Genomic DNA, 13,430 nt, shown 5'->3' with positions numbered 1-13,430 from the left:
ATAAACTCGGTTGCCGGACGAGTGTCAACACCGTTCGTAGAGGATGAATCCGTGAGCGGGCGAGCGAAGCTCCTGATCGCGGTAGCCGTCGGCGCGCTGCTGGCCGGGAGCTGCGCAGCGATCGCGTACGGGTTCTGGGCCGTCAGCCAGGATTGCCGGGAGTGGGTAGCCGGCAACGGCTACCGGCTGGTGCACGACGACTGGTGGGCGAAGAGCCGCGGCTGCCTGGCCAGAACGCCGGCCGGTGACGAGGTCACTCACAGCGAAGGGCTGGCCAGCAAGGCGACCGGGTGGGCCTGGCAATTGGCCATTTTCGGTGCCGGCGCCCTGCCGGCGGCGGTCATCTTGGCGCGCCTGACTTTTCGTTGGCGCGCGGATCCCTAGCCGTCGACGCGAGCCATGGACCGCGCCGGTCCCAGCGCCACCGGCAGCGACGACCAGCCCCGCAGTACCCGCGTGTCGCGCCGGCTGCCCGCGCCCGCCCCGCGCGCCTCGGGGAACCGGTCGAAGAACGTGCGCAGCCCCACTTCTCCTTCGGCGCGCGCCAGCGCGGCGCCCAGGCAGAAGTGCCGGCCCCCGGAGAACGCGAGATGCCTTCCGGCGTTGGATCGTTCGATGTCGAAGCGGTGCGGATCCGCGAAGACGGACGGGTCGCGGTTGGCGGCGGCGAGATAGACGAGCACCAGGTCGCCGCGCCGGAGCCGCTGGCCGGCCAGCTCGACGTCGTCCAATGCCACCCGCGCGGTCAGCTGCACCGGCGACTCCAGCCGCAGGATCTCCTCGACGGCGTTGGGCCACAGCTCGGGGCGGCGCCGCAGGGTGTCGAGGCGGTCGGGCGCGTCCAGCAGCATGCGGATCCCGTTGCCCAGCAGGTTGACCGTGGTCTCGAATCCGGCCGCCAACACCAGCCCGGCGATCGCCTGCAGCTCGTTGGAGTCCAAATATGTCTCGGCAGAGCCGCTTTCGGCTATCTGAATCAGCTGGCTCATCAGATTGTCGCTCGGGGCGCGCCGCAGCCGGCTCAGATGCTCGTCGAGCCAGGAGCTGAAGCCGGCCAGCCCTCGCTGCACACTGCGGTACTGCTGCCACGTCAGCCCGATGTCGAGGCTCGGCGCGGCGAGCTCACCGAACTCCAGCACCCGCCGCCGGTCCGGCTCGGGTACGCCGAGGATGTCGCTGATGATCGCGACCGGCAGCTGCGAACAGTACCGCCCCACGATGTCGACGACCTGGGAGGCGCCGGACTCGGCGGCCAGCCGGTCCAACAGCTCGGTGGCGGTCTGCTCCACGCGGTCCCGCAGCGCGGCGACCGCCCGGGGAGTGAACACCGCCGACACCGTCTTGCGATACCGGGTGTGGTCCGGCGGCTCGACGGCGAGCAGCGACGGCGCGCGAAGCGGATGCAGCAGGTCGTCGCGGGTGCGGCCCTCCAACCATCGCAACGGCCCCGGCAGATTCGCGCCGAACATCACCACCCGGAAGTCGTCGGAACGCAGCAGCTCGTGGGCGAGCGCATGATCGGCCGTCAGGTAGCTGACGCGGCCCTTGACCAATGGGCCCGCGGCCCGCAGTTCGTCGTAATAGGCCACCGGATTGGCGGCCACCGCCGGATCGGCGATCAGCCGGGCGTGCAGGTCTCCCCGCCGGACCCCGAGCGTCGCGACGCCCCGGATGAAACCGTGCATCGCCAACCAGTGCAGTCGTTCCTTCACCGCCCCCTCCAACGATCGATGTCTTCCGAGCCTAGGCCCGAATCCCTGACCGGGTCAGCACTCGGCGATGATCTTGAAGTCGGTCGTGATGACCTTGTTCGGGTTGCTGCTGTTGATGCCGTAGGCGCTGCCGGTGATCGTGTACGCGTCGTTGGTGACCTCGGCGTGCGCGTCGCCCACCCCGCCTTCCCAGAAGCTGCCGGTGAACCCGTCGACGTTGCGGATCTTCACCCACTGGGGCATCACCCGGTAACCACTGGTGAGCACCACGGCCTCGACGGCGCCGTCGCGGTCCTTGATGTCGATGGTGCGGTACTGCTGGTTCTGGCTGCACGACGGCGGCCGCGTGCTGTGCGTGGCGCCGTCGATGGTCAGGCGGGCCGCTTTCCGCGGCGTGGTCTGGGCCTGACCGCACCCCGCGAGGCCGAAACCGGCGATCACGAGGACGACAACCGCGAGTAACCGGTTTCGCACCGGTTCACCTCCTTCACTGCCGATCCGGCATCATCCTGGGCAGGGACTTGACGATGCTGCGTCGCACGAACTCCGGACTCAGACCCTTGAAGAAGTCGATCAGCCGAATGCTCTTGGGCACGTACCAATGCAACCGCTTCGGGTGGTGGTAAGCCTGCCACGCGGTTTCCGCGACGCTGCTCGCCGGCATCAATCGGAGCATGCCCTTCTTGGGCGCGGTGGCGCGCAGCTCCTCCGCCGTCATCGGCGCGCGGCGGTCGTTGGAGTGATTAGTCGTCGTGGTCAGGATGGCGGTGTCGATCAGACCGGGCAGCACGTCGGCGACGCGGACGCCGTGTCGCTGCCACTCGACGCTGAGCGCCTCGGTCAGGCCCTTGACCGCGTGCTTGGTCGACGAATAGACCGCGAGGCGCGGCATCCCGTAGGTCGCGGACGAGGACGACGTCGAAAACATCAGGCTGCCCGGCGTCTCCTTCAAATATGGCAACGACGCGTAGGCGCCGGTCAGCACGGCCTTGTAGTTGATGTCGACGACGCGCATGGCGGCCTCGTAGGGCACGTCCTCGAACCAGCCGGATTCGCCGATGCCGGCGTTGTTCCACATCATGTCGAGCCCGCCGCCGGTGTTGCCGGCGCAGAAGTCGGCCAGGGCACCCTCCAGGGCCGCCTTGTCCGTGACGTCGACGCGGCGCGTCCACAGCCGGTCGCCGCCCAGTTCGTCGCGCAGCGTGGCCAAGCCGTCCTCGTTGCGGTCCACGGCACCGACCCGCCAGCCCTTGGCGTGGAAGAGCTTTGCGCCCTCGCGGCCCATGCCGCTGCCCGCGCCGGTGATGAAGACCGATTTCACTGCGCGTCAGCCCGTCTCGACCACATCTTTGATGCGGTTCAGCGTCTTGGTCATGTCGCGGACGTTGCGGCGCTTGCGCAGAAAGCCACCGAACAGCCAGTAGAGGCCGAGCCAGGGGGCGGGGTTGAGCCGGAACGACTCGGTCACGTCCGTGCCGCCGCCGCTGGGCGCCAACCGGTAGTGCCAGTTGTTGACCGCCCGATCACCGAGCAGCACCGCGAAACCGAATTCGCGGCCGGGTTCGCACGCGGTGACTTCGCAGGTCGTCCAATACACCGGTCCGATCTCGTTGCGCCTGACGTGGCCGCGGAATTTGGCGCCGAGGGCCGGGCCACTTGCGTCACCCAGCCACTCGGCTTCGAACACTTCCGGGGAGAACCGTCCGATATTGCGAACGTTCGCGATGAGATCCCAGATCTTGTCCGCGGACGCCGCCATATGAACAGTGGCCGAACCTTCCATGCGCTGATCCAAACACAGCTTCCCGCTCGGTCATAGACCGCGACGGTGGTTGATCGTCAGTGCGGAGCCGCCGCCTGGATCAGCCCGTTGATGATCTCCTTGATGCCCTGCGCGGGGTGCGAGTACCAACCGATCGGCAGGCCCGATTGCGCGCCGCACTTCGGCCACGCTTCCACGCCCTGGTCGGCGAAAACCCGGTTGGCCACGGCGATTTGCTGCTCCCTGGTGGCGGCCGCCGGGTTGCCGACACCGCCGTACGCGGCCCAGGTGGCCGGCTTGAATTGAAGTCCACCGTACTCACCGTTGCCGGTGTTGGCGTGCCAGTTACCGCCGGACTCGCACTGGGCGACCGCGTCCCAGTTGGGGGTGGGGGCGGAGGTGGCGATACCGGTGGACGAAGCTATCGACGCTGCAACGAACCCGCCGACCGCCAGGGACTTGACGAGAGGCTTGCAGAGAATTTTCATGTGATGGATTTCGGCCGCTGTGGCCAAAGCGTTACCTATTCGAAAATGGTGCGAGATATGCCTTCCAGCTGCGGAAATGGCCTTATTGCGGCACGGGAAGAAAGTGTTAGAAACCGTTGAGGAAAAAATAAATTATTGCTGGCAATATGACCGGGTTGCTAACGCCAGCGCCCGTTGGTAGATGGCGTCGAGCCGGCGCGTGCGGACGACGCCGTCCCTGGCGAGGTCGAGCTGCGCGGGGCAGGCGGCCGAATGCAGGAGGTCCCAGTCGGCCACGATCTGGTTCAGCATCGTTTGGTTGAGGTCGTCGATCGCCGACCGGGACGCCGCCAGGTCCGCCGACTGGGTCGGTGCGCCCGCGGGATCGAGCTTCCAGTCCGCGAACCGGCGGTATTCGATCCCCTCGGTGGCGTTGATCTGGTCGCCGAAGACCTTGGTGACGTAGTCGGGGTCGACTTGCCGGGCCGAGGCCTGGGTTGCCAATTTCGCGAGTTCTTGCTGGACGCGGTCGGGGTCTTCGATAGGCCCGTGGGTTTGCCACTTGACCGCGGCCACCGGTTCGGCGATCTGCAACCGCTGCGCGGCGGCGTCGACCAACCCGGTGAGCGCGTCCGCGTCGTCCGCCGCCGCCGGCGATGCGACGAACACGGCCAGCGCGCCGACGAAGCCGCCGCAGCGCGCGGTCAGGCTGATGCGGCGGCAGGTCATGACCATGATTCTGCGGCAGCGGGGCACTTCGGAGTTAGCCTGAAGTGCTGATGTCGTCGATCATGGGCAGGCGCGGCCCGCAGCGCGTTGGCGGGAAGCGCGGAAAGTCGTTGCGTTCGAAGCAGATTCGCGCGCTGATTGCGGTTGCGCTGGCGCTTTCGTTGTTGTTGGGCGCTGCGATCCTGATGATCGACCGCCTGCATTCCACGCCCGCCGACGCCCTCGACCATCCCGCCAGCCCGGTGAGTGACGATCAGTCGAGGACTCAGGTTGTCCAATCGGCCCGGAACGTCGTAGCCGCGGCGGCCTTGCGGACGGCGTCGGCCGGCTACTCGCTGATGTCGTGCAAGAACCGCGACGACCCGCCGTACCAAGGCGCGGTCTACCTGACGTTCTCGGTGCCCGCCGCGCCGCGGGCCGACATGTACTTCGCCCGAATCGCCGCAACGCTGACCGACCACGGCTGGACCGAGGGCCTGCCGCCCAACAATCACGCCTTCGCCACGACGTTTACCAAGGACGCCGTCACGGTGATCGTTTACCGCCACGACGACGAGCCCAATGTGGGCGTGCTGCGCGTCTACGGCGAATGCCGGAACATGACCGATCACCGCGCGGACGCGACCGCCTGGACCGATATCACCGGCGAGTTCGCCAGGCCGAGCTGATCGGGCCCGAAACGCACCGCTGCGCCCGACGGCGTCGTCGTCGGGCGCAGCGGTGAGCTCGGTACAGCTGAGGTTATCCGCCGCCGGGGGTGGCGCCCAGGCTGCTCTGCAGGTCGCCCTTCATGGCGTTGAGCTGGGCGCCCCAGTACTCCCAGCTGTGGGTTCCATAGGGCGGGAAGTTGAACACGGCGTTGTGGCCGCCGGCCGCGTTGTAGGCGTCTTGGAACTTCTTGTTGACGCCGATCATGAAGTTGCTCTCGAGGAACGTGGCCGGCAAATTGGCACCGCCCAGTTCGTTCGGAGTCCCGTTGCCGCAGTACACCCAGAGCCGGGTGTTGTGTTCGACAAGCAGGTTGACGTTGACCAAGGGGTCGTTACGCTGCCACGCGGGGTCGTTGTCAGGCCCCCACATGTCTTCCTTCTTATAGCCGCCGGCGTCGCCCATCGCCAAACCTATCCAGCCCTGCCCCGTGGACGGGCTGAGGTAGCCAGACAGCGACCCGGCATAGACGAACTGCGCCGGGTGGTAATTCGCCAGGTTCATCGCGGAAGCACCCGCCATCGAGATCCCGACCGCGGCGCTGCCGTTCGGCTTGACACCCTTCTCGGACGACAGGTACCCGGGCAGTTCGCTGGTCAGGAACGTTTCCCACTTGTAGGTCGAGCAGCCGGCCTTTCCGCACGCGGGGCGGTACCAGTCGGTGTAGAAGCTGGATTGCCCGCCGACCGGCATGACGATCGAGAGACCCGACTTGTAGTACCACTCGAACGCGGGCGTGTTGATGTCCCAGCCGTTGTAGTCGTCCTGAGCGCGTAACCCGTCGAGGAGGTACACCGCCGGGGAGCCGCTTCCGCCGCTCTGGAACTGGACCTTGATGTTGCGGCCCATCGAGGCGGACGGCACCTGTAGATACTCGACGGGCAGACCCGGGCGCGAAAACGCGCCCGCGGTCGGCGCGCCGCCGGCAAGACCGACCAGGCCCGGCAGGGCCGCTGCCGCTGCCGCACCGACTAATAGCCGGCGCCCCCAGGCCCGGACCTTCTCGCTCAGTTCTGTCATACCTGCCCCTTGTCGTATGTGATGGCGGTCTCAGCAGGAATTTACCGGGTGAATAGGCCGAATGTCGATCGGGACGCGGTGTCGTCTCGATTTGGTATCGCTTTTCTTCCGGCAATTTCGCGGCCCGGATTAGGGCACGGCAGCCCTACCGGCCGGCCGGTTCGCCACCCGGCACCACCGGGGACCGGTCCAAAACGCCTGGCAGCGGTGGCTGGGCCCGGGTTTTACTCAATGGCACAAAGGCCCATTCTCGGTCCCGCCGTGACGGGCGCCCGCTCCGCGACGGCTAACCGCAGCGGAAAAGGCCGATTCGGTGCGCAAGAGCTTTATCACGGCGGAAACATGCGACGGTTTCGCGGCGCCGCGGGCCGCTCGCTCACCGGCGCGTCCCGTCCGCGGGCGGCGGTTGTCGCCCGGGGGCGAAGCCGAACCGGGGCAGCCGGACTTGCGCCGACCGCGTAGGCTCTCACGGAGCAAGCCGATGGAGACCACATTTTCTCGGTTCGTTCCGGCTCTCACGAACCACCTCACCAGGGGAATTACTGGTGCGCGCGGTGCGGTGAGGGTGTCGGAGGTCCGGGACCGATTGGGGCATAAGTTTTGGACACGGTACTTGGGCTATCAGTGACGCCGACCGCCATTGGGTGGGTCCTCGCTGAGGGACACGGCGCGGACGGCACCATCCTGGACCACCGGGAGATGGCGCTGGTCCCAGGCCGCGGCGTCCGCGCCCTCAGTACCGCAGAGCAAGTAGCCGACGAGGTATTGCGGGTGGAAGCGCAGGCGGCTGCCAGCGATCGCCGGCTGCGCGTCATCGGGGTTACCTGGAACGACGAAGCGTCCGCCCAGGCGGCACTGCTGCTGGAAGCGCTTACCGACGCCGGCCTCGACAACGTCGTGCCGGTCCGTGCGCTCGACGCGGTCGAAACACTGGCCCAGGCCATCGCGCCGGTCATCGGCTACGAGCAGACCGCCGTCTGCCTGCTCGAACGTGAGGGGACGACAGTTGCCATGGTCGACACTCACGACGGGGAGACACGGACGGCCACCAAGCAGGTGGGCGGCGGCTTCGACGGCCTGACCCGCTGGCTGAGCGGCATGTTCGACCGCAATGGCTGGCAGCCGGGCGGGGTCGTCGTCGTCGGCGCGCAGAGCGACGTCGACGGTTTCTCCTGGCAACTCGAAAAGACGCTGCCGGTACCGGTTTTCGTGCAAACGATGGCGCAGGTGACCATCGCACGGGGCGCGGCGCTGACCGCCGCCCGCAGCACCGAGTTCACCGACGAGCAGTTGGTGATGCAGGACAGTGCGCCCGCCGCACCGCCCGCACCGCCGCGCAAGCTTTCATACGCCGGCGCCGTCACCACCCTGGCCGCCGGTGTGGTCACGTTCGTCTCCTCGTTATCGCTCGCCGTGGGTATTCAGTTGGCCCCGGCCAGCAAGCCTGGCCCACGGCACGCGGTGCAGCCGCCCACACCACAAATCGCCGAAGCCGTGGCGCCGCCCCCGGTCGTAGCGCCGCTGACCCCGCAGGCGAAGGTGCCCGCCGGTGAACCGATTACCGAACCCGCCGCCCCAGAGGTGCAGCAGTCCGAACCCGGTACCCGGCAGCCCTACCTGACAAGGGTTCTCGAGCACATACCGGCCGACGCCGGTGAGCCGACGGGCGACTCGGCGCCACAGGCGCCCGCGCTGCCGCAGCCCTGACGTCGAACCGCTCAGGCGTCCTTCGCGTGTGTCGCGGTGAAGGACAACGCAACGTCGTCGGCGACCTGGAGCGAACCCATCAGCAGTGAGTACGGCTTGACGCCGTAGTCCGTCTGCCGGACCGTGGACTCGGTGGACATGCGCCACGCGTCCCCGAGATCCTCTGTCCGCAGCTCGATTACGTGGTTCCGCGTCTTCCCCCGCACGGTGAGTTCGCCGCTGAGCCGGTATCCATCGCCGGTCTTGTCGACCGCCCGTGCGACGAAACGGATCTCGGGAAACCGGCTGGCATCCAACGACTTCAGGGCGTTGGACCGCACCAAGGCCTTCTCGGGCGCGGACAATCCCTTGACACCGCCCTCGCCGCGCAGCACCTCAAGCGAGTCGGTTTCGACCACGAGCTCGACCGCGGCCGGCTCGGAACCGGCCCAGCTCACGGTGGCGTGCCAGCGGGTCATCGCGATCGTGAGCCGGTGCCCCATCCGGGCGGCGCGGCCCCGGACTCCCGTGGCAAGCAGTAGTTCGCCGTCGGACGCGTCCAGTCGCCACTCGTCGGTCATGGGCCGATGTGCGATCACATCGTCAGGACCGTGCGGTAATGCGCGCGTCCCTGCTCCAACGCCGCGTAGCCCTCGGCGGCCTGCGACAGCGGCAGTTCCTCGACCCAGGCCCGCACCCCGGACAGCACGGCGAAATGCATTGTGTCTTCAACATCTTTCGCCGTGCCCGAGGGATGCCCGACGATGCTGATCCCGGGTGTGATGAGCTGGACGGGACTGATCGGCAACGGTTCCGGCGTGACGCCAATGGTGACGAGCTCGCCCTGCGGCGATATCCCGCCGACGGTCGCGGCCATCGCCGGCGAGTTGCCCGCGGTCGCCAGCACGACCGCGGCCCCACCCAAGGCCTTCAGCGCCTCCGCGGGATCGGTGGCGGTGGAGTCAATATAGTGGTGGGCGCCCAACTTCCGGGCGTCCCCCTCCTTGCCGGTGCCGCGAGCGATGGCGATGGTCTCGAAGCCCATCGCCCGGGCGAACTGCACCCCGAGGTGCCCGAGCCCGCCGACACCGAGGATGGCGACCCGGTCGCCCGGCACCGCCTTCGTATGGCGCAGCGCGTTATAGGTGGTCACACCGGCGCATCCCATCGGCGCGGCTTCTGCGTCGGAAAGCCCTTCCGGTATGCGAGCGAGCGCGCTCCCCGGGACGGTCACCGATTCCGCGTACCCGCCTGGATATTGGTAGCTGGGGACCTTCCCGTTCTCGCAATGGATGAAGTGGCCTTTCCGGCATTCATCGCAGTGGTAGCAGCACCCGCCGAACCACCCGACCGCGACCCGATCGCCGACGGCGAAACCCTCCACACCCGCACCGAGTTCGGCTATCGTCCCGGCGATTTCGTGCCCGGGCGTCAACGGCCACGTCATGCCGGGGAAGCCACCGGCGACAAAGTGTGCGTCCGTGCCGCAGATTCCGCACGCGGTCACGGTTATCCGCGCCTCACCGCGTCCCGGTGGCTTGGTTTCGACATCGACCAGTTCCAACGGTGCCCCGGCCGACGCTACGTGAACTGCTCGATGGGTTGCCATGCAGTTGAGGCTACTGGGCGGCAGGGGATTTCGCGCCGTCGGTGTGGTAGTCGACCTGCCAGTGCTTGATCCCGTTGAGCCAGCCGGATCGGAGCCGTTCGGGCTTCCCGATCGATTCCAGGTTCGGGATGCCGTCGGCGATGGCGTTGAACATCAGGTCGATGGTCATGCGCGCCAGGTTCGCGCCGATGCAGTAATGCGCGCCGGTCCCGCCGAAACCCACGTGCGGGTTCGGGTCGCGCAGGACGTTGAAGGTGAACGGGTCGTCGAAGACGTCCTCGTCGAAATTGGCTGAGCGGTAGACCATCACCACCCGCTGGCCCTTCTTGATCTGCACGCCGGACAGTTCGTAGTCCTCGAGCGCGGTGCGCTGGAATGACGTCACCGGGGTGGCCCACCGGACGATCTCGTCGGCCGCGGTGGCGGGGCGCTCCCTCTTGAACAGCTCCCACTGATCGGGGAAGTCGGTGAAGGCCATCATGCCCTGGGTGATGGAGTTGCGGGTTGTTTCGTTGCCGGCCACGGCCAGCAGGATGACGAAGAAGCCGAACTCGTCGTCGGAGAGCTTGTGGCCGTCGATGTCCGCCTGGACCAACTTGGTGACGAGGTCTTCGCCGGGATTCGCCGTCCGGTCGGCGGCCATCTGCATGCCGTACATGATGAGTTCGACGGACGCGGTGATGGCGTCGTTGCTGGCGAACTCCGGATCCTGGTCGCCGACCATCTCGTTGGACCAGTGGAAGAGCTTCTTGCGGTCTTCCTGCGGCACACCCATCAACCCGGCAATCGCCTGCAACGGCAACTCGCACGAGACTTGCTCGACGAAGTCACCGCGCCCCTCCGCCGCCGCTTCCGCGACGATGCGCCGCGCCCGCTCGGCGAGGTCGTCGCGCAGGCGCTCGATGGCCCGGGGGGTGAACGCCCGCGAGATGATCTTGCGCAGCCGAGTGTGTTGCGGCGCATCCATGTTGAGCAGGACGAACTTGCCGCGTTCGACTTGTTCGCCGACCGTTCCGTCCTTGTAGCGCGGCAGCGCGGTGTTTTTCAGGCTGGAGAAGACGTCGCTGCGTAGCGAGACCTCTTTGACGTCCTTGTGCTTGGACACCACCCAGAAGCCGCCGTCGTCGAATCCGCCGGCCCCGATCGGTTGTTCGTTCCACCAGATCGGCGCGGTCCGCCGCAGTTCGGCCAGTTCCTCCACCGGCAACCGCTCGGCGTGGATGTCCGGGTCGGTGAAGTCGAATCCGGGAGGAAGATTGGGGACCGGCTTGGCGGTTGGCTCGACGGTTGGCATTGCCCGCTCCTCGATGACGAAGTGGTCTAGTCGTCTTTGTGCAAATAAACCATTGCCGCACCACGGTTGGGAAGCGTTGACACAAGATCGCCGGGCACAAATTGAAACGTGTTCCTCGTTCTCGGGCCGCTTGGCCGATACGGTCTTGTGGCCCGCGTCTCGATGGATATGCTTTGGTGCAGGTCACCGGCGACGACAGGCGGGGTGGAACATGATTCGGGAACTGCTCAGCGCCGCTTCGATAGCGGGCATCGCGATCGGCATGGCGCCGAGCGCCGCAGCCGGGTACGACGGCGACGTGCCAGGCATGAACTATCAGGCCTCGTTGGGCGCGCCGTGCGACAACTACGAGCGCTTCATCTTCGGTCGGGGCCCCAGCGGCCAGGCCGAGGCGTGCCACTTCCCCCCGCCGAACCAGTTCCCCGCGGCCACCACCGGGTATTGGGTCATCTCCTACCCCCTGTACGGGGTGCAGCAGGCCGGCGCGAAGTGCCCTGGACCGCAGGCGGCGGCGCAGTCGGATCGCGGGCTGCCGATGCTGTGCCTGGGGGCGCAGGGTTGGCAAGAGGGCTGGTTCACCGGGGCGGGATTCTTCCCTCCGGCCGGATGAGCGGCTGAGTCATGAACGACGGCCGGCCCGGCGAGACCCTCGTCCCGCGCTGGCTTCGGTTCGTCCTCGCGTCCGATCGTGCCGGCTCGGCGTGGTACATCGGGACGGGATTCTTTTTCGCGCCGGTCCTCGCAGTGCTGTCGCCGTGGCCCGCGGTCACCGCCGTGCTGTGGGGAATCATCGGGCTGGCCGGGCTGTGGCTCGGCCTGCTGGGGATCGCGATGGCCGTCGGCCTGGCCCGAATCTTGCGGTCCGGGGCCGAAATCCCCGAGGACTACTGGCGCAGCCTGGTGAACTACTAGCCCGGCGCACCCCGGCTAGAGTCATAGCAACTGTCCTGCGACCAGAGGAGACTCGAGATGGCTTTCAACCCGAAGGATGCGGTCGACGCGGCCAAGGACATCGCGACCAACGCGGTCGAAAAGGCCTCCGACATCGTCGAACACGCCAGCGACATCATCCGCGGTGACATCTCCGGCGGCGCCAGCGGGATCGTTCAGAACTCGATCGAGATCGGCACGTACGCGGTCGACAGGACGAGGGAGATGTTCAGCGGCCGCGACGCGCTGGACGACGACGAGGTCTAGTTCCGCCGTCAGACCGACGCGGCCTCGTTGAGTTCGTCAAGCCGGTTGGTCGCTTCCAGGTATTCCTGCACCCAGCGCTCGATGACGGTCGCCGTCTTCTCCACCTTGGTGAACTGACCGACGACCTGACCGACCGGATTGAACGCGACGTCCACGCTCTCGTTCGGGTACCGGTTGGTGGCCCGCACCGCCATGCCGGAGACCATGTACTGCAACGGCATACCGAGCGGCTTCGGGTTGTCCGGCTGCTCCCACGCCTCGGTCCAGTCGTTGCGCAACATGCGGGCCGGCTTACCGGTGAACGACCGGCTGCGAACGGTGTCCCGGCTGCCCGCCTTGACGTACGCCTGCTGCTGAACCGGCGTGTTCGAGGATTCCTCGACCATCAGCCACTGCGAGCCCGTCCATGCGCCTTGGGCCCCCAGCGCCAACGCCGCGGCGATCTGCTGGCCGCTGCCGATACCGCCGGCCGCCAGCACCGGCACGGGGGCGACTTCCTTGACCACCTGCGGCCACAACACGATTGAGCCCACCTCACCGCAGTGGCCGCCGGCCTCGCCGCCCTGGGCGATGACGATGTCGACGCCCGCGTCCGCGTGCTTGCGGGCCTGCGACGGCGAGCCGCACAGCGCGGCGACTTTGAGCCCGGCCTCGTGGATGTGCTTGATCATGTCGGGCGGGGGAGTGCCGAGCGCGTTGGCGATCATCTTCACCTTCGGGTGCTTCAGCGCCACCTCGACCTGGGGCGTGGCGGTCGCCTCGGTCCACCCGAGCAGCTGCAGGCTGTCGCCGTCGCTGTCCTCGATCGGCACGCCGTGGTCGGCGAGGATCTTCTTGCCGAAGTCGAGGTGTTCCTGGGGCACCATCTTGCGCAGCGTCTCGGCGAGCTCTTCGGCCGAGAGGTGCGAGTCCATGCCCTCGTACTTGTTCGGGATGACGATGTCGACGCCGTAGGGGTGGTCGCCGATGTTCTCGTCAATCCAGTTGAGTTCGATCTCCAGCTGCTCGGGCGTGAAGCCGACCGCGCCGAGGACGCCGAACCCCCCGGCCTTGCTGACCGCCACCACGACATCACGGCAGTGGGTGAACGCGAAAATCGGAAACTCAATACCAAGCTCATCGCAGATGGCGGTGTGCATGCCTACTCCTGGGGCGCGGAACCGAAGCTCAACAAATTGAAACGTGTTCTAGTTTAGTACGAACCGCATTGACGTGGCCAGCGGGTCTTGACCTGCGTTTTGTCACT

At 67.1% G+C, this 13,430-nt stretch carries 17 protein-coding genes; 6 read left to right on the top strand and 11 right to left on the bottom strand.

The features are described 5' to 3' along the window. Positions 1-51: 51 nt before the first annotated feature. On the top strand, positions 52-384 hold the full coding sequence (locus A5704_RS18365; RefSeq protein WP_067750035.1) for a hypothetical protein: 333 nt from the start codon (positions 52-54) through the stop codon (positions 382-384). On the opposite strand, the gene A5704_RS18360 is transcribed toward A5704_RS18365, so the two are convergent. The 6 genes from A5704_RS18360 to A5704_RS18335 form a co-directional block, all read right to left on the bottom strand. Further along, a complete protein-coding gene (locus A5704_RS18360; protein WP_067890338.1) occupies positions 381-1,712 on the bottom strand; it encodes a cytochrome P450 in 1,332 nt (443 codons plus the stop codon). The genes A5704_RS18365 and A5704_RS18360 overlap by 4 nt on opposite strands. Positions 1,713-1,766: 54 nt before the next feature. Then, on the bottom strand, positions 1,767-2,186 hold the full coding sequence (locus tag A5704_RS18355; RefSeq protein ID WP_067750038.1) for a lipoprotein LpqH: 420 nt from the start codon (positions 2,184-2,186) through the stop codon (positions 1,767-1,769). 13 nt (positions 2,187-2,199) lie between these two features. After that, positions 2,200-3,033 carry an SDR family oxidoreductase gene (locus A5704_RS18350; RefSeq protein WP_067778412.1) on the bottom strand — a complete coding sequence of 278 codons (834 nt, stop codon included), beginning with the start codon at positions 3,031-3,033 and terminating at the stop codon, positions 2,200-2,202. 6 nt (positions 3,034-3,039) lie between these two features. Next, positions 3,040-3,513 (bottom strand): SRPBCC family protein, encoded by a 474-nt coding sequence (locus A5704_RS18345; protein ID WP_197498853.1) that lies wholly within the window; start codon positions 3,511-3,513, stop codon positions 3,040-3,042. A gap of 38 nt (positions 3,514-3,551) precedes the next feature. Further along, complete coding sequence (gene rpfC / locus A5704_RS18340) at positions 3,552-3,962, bottom strand: resuscitation-promoting factor RpfC (protein WP_197498608.1); 411 nt, start codon at positions 3,960-3,962, stop codon at positions 3,552-3,554. 132 nt (positions 3,963-4,094) lie between these two features. After that, on the bottom strand, positions 4,095-4,676 hold the full coding sequence (locus A5704_RS18335; protein WP_067890370.1) for a chorismate mutase: 582 nt from the start codon (positions 4,674-4,676) through the stop codon (positions 4,095-4,097). Between the two features lie 44 nt (positions 4,677-4,720). Between A5704_RS18335 and A5704_RS18330 the strand changes: the two genes are divergently transcribed. Further along, positions 4,721-5,338: a hypothetical protein gene (locus A5704_RS18330; protein WP_197498852.1), complete on the top strand. Its 618-nt coding sequence runs from the start codon at positions 4,721-4,723 to the stop codon at positions 5,336-5,338. Positions 5,339-5,411: 73 nt separating this feature from the next. Here A5704_RS18330 and A5704_RS18325 read toward each other — a convergent pair whose 3' ends face one another. Continuing rightward, complete coding sequence (locus A5704_RS18325) at positions 5,412-6,398, bottom strand: esterase family protein (RefSeq protein ID WP_067750046.1); 987 nt, start codon at positions 6,396-6,398, stop codon at positions 5,412-5,414. Positions 6,399-6,998: 600 nt separating this feature from the next. On the opposite strand from A5704_RS18325, the gene A5704_RS18320 reads away from it, so the two are divergent. Continuing rightward, the gene (locus tag A5704_RS18320; protein WP_067750048.1) at positions 6,999-8,105 is read left to right on the top strand and encodes a hypothetical protein; all 1,107 of its coding nucleotides are present in this window, start codon (positions 6,999-7,001) and stop codon (positions 8,103-8,105) included. Positions 8,106-8,116: 11 nt separating this feature from the next. Here the strand turns inward: A5704_RS18320 and A5704_RS18315 are convergent, their stop codons facing one another. From A5704_RS18315 to A5704_RS18305, 3 genes are read right to left on the bottom strand one after another with little or no spacing between them, the layout of a single operon-like run. Then, positions 8,117-8,665: a YceI family protein gene (locus tag A5704_RS18315; protein ID WP_067890334.1), complete on the bottom strand. Its 549-nt coding sequence runs from the start codon at positions 8,663-8,665 to the stop codon at positions 8,117-8,119. A gap of 14 nt (positions 8,666-8,679) precedes the next feature. Continuing rightward, complete coding sequence (locus tag A5704_RS18310; RefSeq protein WP_067890331.1) at positions 8,680-9,693, bottom strand: alcohol dehydrogenase catalytic domain-containing protein; 1,014 nt, start codon at positions 9,691-9,693, stop codon at positions 8,680-8,682. Between the two features lie 10 nt (positions 9,694-9,703). Next, the gene (locus A5704_RS18305) at positions 9,704-10,987 is read right to left on the bottom strand and encodes a cytochrome P450 (RefSeq protein WP_067890328.1); all 1,284 of its coding nucleotides are present in this window, start codon (positions 10,985-10,987) and stop codon (positions 9,704-9,706) included. Positions 10,988-11,198: 211 nt separating this feature from the next. Here A5704_RS18305 and A5704_RS18300 point away from each other — a divergent pair, with 211 nt between their 5' ends. Genes A5704_RS18300 through A5704_RS18290 form a run of 3 tightly spaced genes read left to right on the top strand, consistent with a single transcriptional unit; the run spans position 11,199 to position 12,184 of the window. After that, complete coding sequence (locus A5704_RS18300) at positions 11,199-11,597, top strand: hypothetical protein (RefSeq protein WP_067750056.1); 399 nt, start codon at positions 11,199-11,201, stop codon at positions 11,595-11,597. A gap of 11 nt (positions 11,598-11,608) precedes the next feature. Continuing rightward, the gene (locus tag A5704_RS18295) at positions 11,609-11,899 is read left to right on the top strand and encodes a hypothetical protein (protein WP_067750058.1); all 291 of its coding nucleotides are present in this window, start codon (positions 11,609-11,611) and stop codon (positions 11,897-11,899) included. Positions 11,900-11,956: 57 nt separating this feature from the next. Next, positions 11,957-12,184 carry a hypothetical protein gene (locus tag A5704_RS18290; RefSeq protein WP_067750059.1) on the top strand — a complete coding sequence of 76 codons (228 nt, stop codon included), beginning with the start codon at positions 11,957-11,959 and terminating at the stop codon, positions 12,182-12,184. Between the two features lie 8 nt (positions 12,185-12,192). Here the strand turns inward: A5704_RS18290 and A5704_RS18285 are convergent, their stop codons facing one another. Continuing rightward, entirely contained in the window at positions 12,193-13,323 is a 1,131-nt protein-coding gene (locus A5704_RS18285; protein ID WP_067890325.1) for a nitronate monooxygenase, read from the bottom strand. Between the last annotated feature and the right edge of the window lie 107 nt (positions 13,324-13,430).

It is taken from the genome of Mycobacterium sp. E735 (assembly GCF_001666955.1).
Classification (GTDB): Bacteria; Actinomycetota; Actinomycetes; order Mycobacteriales; family Mycobacteriaceae; genus Mycobacterium.
The sequence above is the reverse complement of the archived record's forward strand: the minus strand, read 5'-3'. Positions and strand labels throughout refer to the sequence as shown.